At 31.4% G+C, this 2,477-nt stretch carries 1 protein-coding gene; it reads left to right on the forward strand.

The window, feature by feature from the left end:
• The coding region (locus tag N1F73_RS03570; protein WP_260360139.1) for a hypothetical protein at positions 1–2,477 on the forward strand (2,477 nt) is incomplete at both ends.

Raw genomic sequence — 2,477 nt, forward strand, 5'->3', positions numbered from 1 at the left:
GCAGCCGAAGCCACAGGAAAACTAAATCAAAAAATGATCTTGGTTGAAAATAAAATTAAGTCACTGCTGCCAAGTGATATTAAGACCGCTTTAACACAAAAAATTAATCAAATTAAAACTGATAAGACTAAACAAAATTACAATGAACTAGCAGCACTATATAAACAAGCGTTAGATAGAGCTCAGGTTGATGCAAAATTAAGTCAATTAAGAGAAAAAATAAACAAAGTAAAAGATCTTTTACCTTCAAATGATGATAAAAAAGCTCATCTTGAAACTCTATTTAATAACAATAGTTCAATGAGCACATTAGATAATGTTATGAACAAGGTTGATAGCATATTGGAGCGTGAACACACCATAGCTGTAAATCGTGCCAAAGAAGCTATTGAAAAATTACCGGCTTTAGTTCAATCATATAATAGACAAAGCAAATTAAGAGAGGTTGAATCAGAATCTATTACGACAACACAAGCATTGGAATTGGAAAAAGAAGCAAAAGCAACGAACCAAAGTATACTTACTCAATTGCAAGATGAAATAGCTAAAATGCCAGCCAACGCTCGTACTTACTTGAATAATGAAAAAAGCTTAGCAGAGCAAAACTATAATGGTAAACCGAATGCTACTGATGGAAAAACAATTGGTGACAAACTATTAGAATTACAAACATTAGCAGCAAATACGGTAAAAAAATCTAATGAATTTAATACCAAAATTAATGAAGCGTTTGCTGATAAAAACGGAAATACAATTAATGTAAGTAAGTATCGTGATGTTTTACAAAAAAGCTTCCGTAATAGTAGTAAAGCTGATACTATTAGTGAAATACAAGGATTAATTGATGGCTTACCAACCTTAAAACGAAATTTTGAAACCGTTAGAGATTATTTCCTAAATGACTTCAACAACGATAAAGATATACCTCAAAACGTTAAAAATATTTATAAAAACGCAATTCAAAACATCACTAAATCAACTAATAACCCAGCTGCAAATTCGTATTCTACCTTTGATGTAATCAATGGTTCCTTGGTAGGTGATGCTGACTCATTATTGAACCAAATGAAGTTCAATAAAACTAAAGTTGAAGCGCAAAGAAATATAAACAGCTTATCGAACAATGGTCAAAAAACCTACTTACAGCCCCAATTAGACGGAGTGCACGGAACAACCCCTGAAAACATAAAACAGCTTGAAGACATAAGAGATGAAGCAAGTGGTTTAAAAACAAAATTAGAAAGTGTTAAAACTAAAATTGATATTCTTGATTCAAGAGCGACAGGTATTAAAACCGGCTTAACCAATCAATGAAATTCAACTAATAGATTAGGAAATGACACTAATGAAGATACAGCAGCAACCGCTTATGGTTTAGATAAAAAAGTCGACGCAATTAAAACTGAGTTAGACTTGACAACTGCTGAAATTGAAAAAATAAATGACGTAGGTTATAAAGCTACTTTAGGAACAGAATTAGGCGAAGTAGGTTCAACTTTAGCAAACACTGATAAAACAATCACTGACTTACAAGCAATTAAAACTAAAGCTGAAAATTGAGAAATTGCCTATAGCTCGGCCACAGCAGCTGTAAACGAGTTGAAAGATGATTCGCCACAAAAAAACGATTTAAAACAGAGATTGAATAATAATGGTAAAACAATAAACGATCTAAAAAGAATTCTGAAAGATGCAAAAATTGACAAAGTACTTGAATCTACAGCAGAAATTACAAATTTCAACCCTAAAAGAAGAGAGTTAGAGAACCAATTAAACGCCTTAAAGGCAGATCCTGATTTAGATAATTACAAAGACGATTTAAGAAGAATTCAAGAAACAGTAGATAGCATTTACGATGTGACATACTTTATACCAACAACCCATACTCCATTTAGTGAAAGTGTCATAAGAATATTTAATTGAAAAAAAAGAGATGTTATTGGTTATCTAACAATTGATAAACTTGAAGGCGACTATTCGAAAAATAAATGATTATATATTGTTGCTAAAAATGAACATAATGTAAGAGTTATTTCTGAGCCTATTCCTTTTAACACAAAAGAATTGAATTTTACATTCCTAAGAAAAAATCTTCTTAAAGATGGCACTTATTCTCTAGAAAAAGTTGTAGTTGCCAATAGCAATAGAGAAAGTGCTCAATCAATTTTAAGTTCTAATGAGTTGATTAATACAAAATATGCTAACCAAAGTAATTTCAGAGTACAAAATAACGGAGATATTAAAGCCGAAAATGTAACCCTTCTATTTAGAAATATCCCAGGCAAACGATCAGGAGACCATCCTAATCCAATCGAATTAATCGAAGCAGCTTCAAACAATGAGTTTATTTTATCTGGTTTCAAAACTGAAGGTGTTACCATAAAAGATGGTAGTGTTTCGATCCGTCTAAAAGGTTTAGCTCAAATTGACAAAAATTGATCTTATGTTAGAACAAAACAAGCTATTAAAGAAGAAGA

The organism is Mycoplasma sp. HS2188 (assembly GCF_025209835.1).
Classification (GTDB): Bacteria; Bacillota_I; Bacilli_A; order Mycoplasmatales; family Metamycoplasmataceae; genus Mycoplasmopsis.